This window comes from Paracoccus sp. L-17 (assembly GCF_056857655.1).
This window is the reverse complement of record NZ_JBSXNM010000010.1, coordinates 1-6,533: the sequence shown is the minus strand read 5'-3', so window position 1 is coordinate 6,533 and position 6,533 is coordinate 1. Positions and strand designations below refer to the sequence as shown.

Annotated in this window: 4 protein-coding genes; all 4 read left to right on the top strand. The window is 66.0% G+C overall.

Annotated features, from left to right (window positions below; genetic code table 11):
- The first annotated feature begins 174 nt into the window (after positions 1-174).
- Genes AC13CR_RS00260 through AC13CR_RS00245 form a run of 4 tightly spaced genes read left to right on the top strand, consistent with a single transcriptional unit; the run spans position 175 to position 6,475 of the window.
- Positions 175-1,524, top strand: a complete 1,350-nt coding sequence (locus tag AC13CR_RS00260; RefSeq protein ID WP_028093973.1) for a tyrosine-type recombinase/integrase — start codon at positions 175-177, stop codon at positions 1,522-1,524.
- Complete coding sequence (locus tag AC13CR_RS00255; protein WP_028093972.1) at positions 1,521-3,308, top strand: hypothetical protein; 1,788 nt, start codon at positions 1,521-1,523, stop codon at positions 3,306-3,308. Before AC13CR_RS00260 ends, AC13CR_RS00255 begins: the two co-directional genes overlap by 4 nt.
- Positions 3,305-5,521 carry a site-specific integrase gene (locus tag AC13CR_RS00250; protein ID WP_028093971.1) on the top strand — a complete coding sequence of 739 codons (2,217 nt, stop codon included), beginning with the start codon at positions 3,305-3,307 and terminating at the stop codon, positions 5,519-5,521. The genes AC13CR_RS00255 and AC13CR_RS00250 overlap by 4 nt, the downstream gene beginning before the upstream one ends.
- Positions 5,522-5,572: 51 nt before the next feature.
- Positions 5,573-6,475, top strand: a complete 903-nt coding sequence (locus tag AC13CR_RS00245; RefSeq protein ID WP_028093970.1) for an ArdC family protein — start codon at positions 5,573-5,575, stop codon at positions 6,473-6,475.
- Positions 6,476-6,533: the final 58 nt, after the last annotated feature.

The following is a 6,533-nucleotide window of genomic DNA, read 5'->3' as shown; positions in this document are numbered from 1 at the left end:
TTATCTTGACAGTCTGCACCGCATGCCACCTTGCCGTAGGATGGGTGACAGGCGTTGACGGTAGGCAGTTTTCAGGCTGGCCGCCGCGCTTACCAAAGAGCTGGCGGCGGCCAGCCTGAGAACTGCCGGGCCGAAGCGTGCGCCGGGTGGGGGCATGGGGAGGGTTTTGCGCTGGTGTCGATTATTTCTGTTTGCGAGCGTCGCGAGGCCGGGGGTCTCGCCGCGCATGTGCCGTTGATCCTGCGCGGCGACGCGCTCTACGACCCCGATCTGGATCGCTTCTTTCTCGACCTGCCGCTATCGGGGATTCGATCGCGGCATTCGCTTCGCGCCCAGGCCTATGATGTGACAGTCTGGCTTCGCTTTCTCGATGCTTGCGGCAAGACCGTATGGGCTGCGACCCGCGACGATGTCGAGGCTTATCATCGTGCGCGTCGGCGCGGCGATGCTGGTCAGCGGATCACGGCGGCAAGCTGGAACAGGGCCGTCGCCAGCCTTGATCGCCTCTATCGCTGGGGCGAGCGGCAAGGGCTGATCGCCGAGGCACCGTTCAACCGTCGTGCCGTGTGGCGACCGGCGCAGGGTGGACGTCGCGGAATGATCGCCGCGCGCAACGACGCCTATGAACGTGTTGCGAAGCGGTCGGATGTCCGGTTCGTCACGATGGACGACTACCGCATCTTCCGCGAGGTCGGTCTGCGCGGCCTCGCGCCTGACGGCAGCGAACGCCCCGGCGCACGTGATCGGAACGGATTGCGCAACGCGCTCTTCGCCGATCTGCTCGTCACGACAGGTTTGCGACTGGAAGAAGCCTCAGGTCTGCTCTCCGGTGATCTCGCGGTCATTGTTCCGGACGGCGATGAGAACCGGCAGCTCTGGTTGCGCCTGCCGCCGCCGCTCACCAAGGGCGATCGCGGACGAAGTGTTCTGGTCCCACGCCGGCTGCTTCGTCAGATCGCGGCCTATATCGATGTCGAGCGCGCGGCAGGCGCGGCCAAATTCGTCGCGCGCAATGGCGCGGCGCGCTTTGACCGGCCGATCCATATCACCGACGCCGGTCTCGACCGCATGCGCGATGTCTGCACGCCAGAGGAACGATGCCGTCTGATCCTGTGCAACGAGAACGGAACGCCGCGCGAGCCCGCGGCGCTATGGCTGACCGAGGTCGGACAGCCCGTTCGACCCAATTCCTGGGAGGTGATCTTCGCCCGCGCCTGCAAGCGCTGTAGAGACTATGGTTTCTCGTTGTCGATCAGCCCGCACCAGCTGCGCCACACCTTCGCGGTCCATATGCTCGCTTTGCTGATCCAGGAGCGTCTGCGCGAAGCCGCATTGCCGGCGGGGCCGATGGAGAGCTACCGGCTGATCCTGGGCGACCCGCTGCAGCAGGTGCAACGCCTGCTCGGCCACGCGAGCCTCGCCACCACCTATATCTATCTCGACCATATCGCGACCCGCGCCGATACGGTGGATTCGGCGGTCGAGAAGTTGCTGGCACTGCTGCCGGGACCGCAGGGCGCATGAGCGGGCGTCCCCGCAAGGGCAGGCCCGTTGCTTTCGCGCGCGTCACGCCGGAGCGAGCCAAGCCCGATCCGGTGCTCGGCCTCAGGTTCGTCATCGAGGCGCGGCATGGCGGGACCGTCCTGGTTGACATGACCAATCTCGATCCTCGTCCGCTCGCTATCGCCTTTGCCAGCGCGTTGCGCCGGTCGGCCGCGCTCGGCGGCCCGATCGGTGCGGCCAGCGTCATCAAACAGTATGTAAACTCCTATCGCCGTTTCTTCACCTGGCTTTCCGATGAGGCGGGGGAAGTGGACGGGCCCGAAGACATGCGCGCAGCCCATGTCGAGGGTTTCGCATCGGCACTCGAACGCGGGGGAATGGGCGCGATCTACCGGCATGTGACGGTCAGCAAGATCGTCAATACGCTGCGTGCGATAGAGGCGGATCGGCCCGACAGTATCACGCCCGACCTCCATGAGCGGTTGCGCTATACAATGGCGACCTCGGCGGAACGCTCGACCCCGCGTGATGCCTACAGCCCCTTCGTCGCCCGTGCGCTGCGCGACGCGGCCCGTACGGACGTGGAAGCGATATTCCGCCGGATCGGCACCGAGGATCGGACCGATGAGGGCGATCCGGTCATTGCCGGAGCGCGGGCCGATGTCGAAGCTCTCATCGCGCGCGATGGAGCCGTTCGGACCGAGAGCGTCGAGTTGCGCCGTCTCTATTTCATGCGCTTGCGGCGCGGTTTGCCGATCAGCACGCTGATCGACGACCTGCATCGTCGGCATCATCTGCACGTCACCGATCTGCCGCCATTGCTCGTGCTGCTTGCTCTCGATACCGGCCTCGAGCCGGAATGCCTGAAGGCGCTGACGGTCGATTGCCTGGCCAATCCCTCCGCCGGAACCGTCGAACTGCGATACCTGAAGCGACGCGCCGGCGCCGCCGGGCACAAGAGCATGCGCGTGCGCGACGGCGGCCTCGGCACGCCGGGTGGCCTTCTCCGCCGGCTGATCGAGATCACGACCGTCGCCCGTCAGCATCTGCCCACCGATTGTCTCTGGGTTTACCACAGCGTCGGCGGTCTCCATGCCGGCATCCGTCATCCGCGCGAACGCCTCGACGCCTGGGTGGCACGGCACCGGATTGTCGATGAGGACGGCAAGCCGCTCCATCTTCTGCTGTCCCGGCTTCGCAAAACCCACAAGGCGCTGTGGTACACCAAAACTGAGGGGTACATCGCCCGCTTCGCGGTCGGCCACACGCCCGAGGTCGCGGCGCGCCACTACGCCGATCTGCCATCGCTGCGGCCCCTGCACGAGGCCACCGTCGCCGATGCCTTCCGCGACGCTGTTGTCGCCGCGATGCCGACCATCCTCGCGCCAGCAGCCGAGAAGACGCTGCGCGAAGCGCCCGAACAGGCCGGGCCGCTGATGCCGCCGGATGCGGTCGGTTCCATTCTCGATGGGGAGCAGGATCTCTGGCTCGCCGCCTGCGCGGGGTTCCATAGCAGCCCCTTCGCCGAGGCCGGCTCGCCATGCCAACAGCCGTTCTGGGGATGCCTCCATTGCCCCAACGCCGTCATCACCGCCCGCAAGCTCCCCGCGATCATGGCCTTCCTGTCCTTCGTCGAAGACCAGCGGCAGGGGCTTCCCGGTCCCGACTGGATGGTCAAGTTCGGGCAGGTTCATGCCCGGATCGTCCATCAGATCTTGCCCGCGTTTTCCGATGCCGTTGTCGCCGAAGCGCGGTTACGCGCCGGGGAGGAGCGCCTCTATCTGCCTCCCGAGGCGCGCGCATGACCGCGCCCGCCCTTGCTCGCGCTCCCGCGTTCGACGATCGGCCCGTGCTGGCGTGCGCGCCGCTCAAGCCGGGCCATGCCCGCGAGGACCTGTCGCGCGTCGGCGATCCAAGCTGGGATCTGGGTCCGGCCGTCTTCCGCGAGAACGCCCGGCGCTGCCACGTCACCGTGCATTTCGACGTGCTGGAAGATGCCGATGTGCAGGCAATGATGCGCGCCTATCTCTATGCGCGTCTCAATGTCGACCTTCCCGGCCATCGTCCGAAGCTGCCGCCCAGCTGTGTGCGGCAGGCGTTCAACCGGGCGCGGCGCTTCTTCGCCTTCGTCCGCGAACGATTGGGCGCGCTGGACCTTGCCCGCATTGATCCTCCGCTGATCGACGCCTATGCGCGGCATCTCCGAGAGGACCCGGCAAGGCGGCCCGTCATTGTCGGGCAGCTTCTCGAGATCGTCATCGACTTCTATCTCTACCGTGAGCACCTTCCCGCCGGCGGCTTGTCGTTCGAACCGTGGGACGGACGGCCACCCGCACGCGTCGCGGGCTATCGTCATGTTCCCGAGAACCGGACCCCGCGCATCCCCGAGCCGATCATTGCGCCGCTTCTGGCATGGTCGCTGCGCTACATCACGGTATTCGCAGGGGACATTCTCGCCGCCCGGCGTGAGCTTTCCCGGCTCGAAGCGCGCCGCGACCGGCTTTTCGTTGCGGAACAGGGATTGCCGCATGCGGAGCGCCGCCGCCGGCAACGGCAGCGACTGGCGCGCTATTTCCGGTCCCGCGCGCGGCAGGGTCGGGGCGTGCCGGTCTGGGCAAGCCCGCCCAACGGTTCCGCATCCGTCGATCCGGTAAGCGGGGAGCTTCTGCCCGTCGTCAACGTGCAGCTTCTGCATCTTCACGTAGGGGTCGATGCCGCCAGGGAGCCGGCGATGCATCTCGCTCTCGCCGGCGGCGCGTCCGATCTCATCGCTGCCGCCATCGCGGATATCGGGATCGAACCCGGCGGCATGGATACGCCGATCTCGGTCGATGCCGATCTCGGCCGGCCATGGCGGCTCCGCTTCGATGCCAAATCCCTCGTCCTGGAAGAGCGCATGCTGCAGGCAGCGGCTTATGTGGTCTGCGCCTATCTGACCGGTATGCGCGATTGTGAGGTGCAGGCGATGCGCCGGGGATGCCTGACGCTTGCGCGCAGCGAGGACGGCACCGTGTCACGACACCGCGTCCGTTCCACCGCCTACAAGGGAAAGGGGGCCCGGGGAGCGCCGGCAGAGTGGGTGACCATCGAGCCCGTCGCCGATGCGATCGGGGTGCTCGAACAGTTGACCCGGCGCGCGGCTGTTGCCCATGGTCTCGATACGCTCTGGCCTGTGCTGTCAGTGACGCGAAGTAGCAAACCGCACGTCTCCGCCGAGATCGTGCGCCAGATCAACGCCTATCGTGACCACCTGAACAGGCTGTTCGGGACGGAAGAGGCGCCCGCCATACCGCCCGGGCCGGACGGCAAGCCCTGGCGGATCACGACCCGCCAGTTTCGTCGCACGATCGCATGGCACATCGCAAACCGTCCTTTCGGAACGGTGGCCGGCATGATCCAGTACAAGCATGCATCCGTCGCCGCGTTCGAAGGCTACGCGGGTAGCAGCGCCTCGGGTTTCCGCGCCGAGGTCGAGGCGCAACGTCGGCTCGGCCAGATCGATGATCTGCTCGAGTATTTCGACAGGCGGCGCGGCGGGGCCGACCTTGGTGGGCCGGCCGGTCCTCGTGTCGCGCGTACCCTCGACGAGACAGCCACCGAGCTTGGGCCATTGCCGCCGATGATCGCCGACCGGTCTCGTCTGCGCACCATGCTCGCCAGTCTGGCCCGCACCCTGCATGTCGGACCGCTTGCCGATTGCTTCTTCGATCCGGCAACCGCCCTGTGCCTCAAGCGCGTGACAGATGCCGCGGCAGACCGCCCATTGACAGCACTTTGTGAACCGACCCGCTGCCCGAACGCCTGCATCGCGGAACATCACAGGCCCGTCTGGGAGCGGAGTGCCGATGAGGCACGCATGTTGCTGCGCGAGAAGCGGTTGCCCGGATTGCAGCGGACCGCGCTCCAGCAGGAGGTTGACCGGATCGAGGGTGTGCTGGCCCGGATCGCGCCCGAGGGCGCGACGCCGCCCGTTCGGGCGGCGGTAAAGGGAGAGGAAGCTTGGGATCGGGGTGAGTGACGGGATGAGGAGAGCGGGAGAGGCCTGCTCCGCCCGTCCTGGAGACCTGTCATGTCCCGATCTTCCTCATCGGCCGGGCGCGCCGATGTTTATAATCGTATCACCACCGAGATCATCGCCGCCATCGAGGCCGGCGCCGGCGACTGGCGTGCGCCCTGGTTCCACAACGGGAGCAGCATAGCGCGTCCGACCAACGTTTCATCCGGCAAGCGCTATCGCGGCATAAACACGTTGGCGCTCTGGGCCACGGGCTTTGCCGCCGGATATGGCGACGGTATCTGGGGAACGTACAAGCAATGGCAGGATGCTGGCGCGCAGGTGCGTAAAGGAGAACGCTCCACCACGGTCGTCTTGTGGAGGGAGATCAAGGTTTCCCAGCAGGCCGACGACGATGACGATGATGACGGGCATCGACGGATGTTCGCCCGCGCATTTTCTGTCTTCAATATCGCTCAGGTGGACGGGTACGAGCGCCCGGCGACCCCTGTGCTGCCCGAGGCTGAACGCCTTGCCCATGCGGAAGCGTTCATCACAAACTTGGGCGTCAAGACGGAGTTCGGTGGATCGGAAGCCTATTACCGCCCGTCGGCCGACACCGTGTTCATGCCGCAGTTCACTTCGTTTCGCGATGCCGCGTCATTCTACGGTGTCTGGCTACACGAGAACGGTCACGCCAGTGGCGCAAAGCACAGGCTCGACCGCGATCTTTCCGGTCGCTTTGGTTCGGCCGCCTATGCCGCCGAAGAATGCTGTGTGGAAATTCTCAGCGGGCTCGTCTTGGCAGACCTCGGGATCGCCCACCATCCGCGCCCCGATCATGCCGCCTATATTGCCTCGTGGCTCAAGGTCCTAAAAGACGACCCCAAGGCCATCTTCACCGCCGCCAGCAAGGCGCAGCAGGCGGCCGACTGGATGCATGCGCAGCAGCCCCATGCAGAGGAGGTAGCGGCATGACCAAAACCGTTCTCATTGCCGGAAAATTTCAGAATGGGGCTGGACTGTCAGGATATGT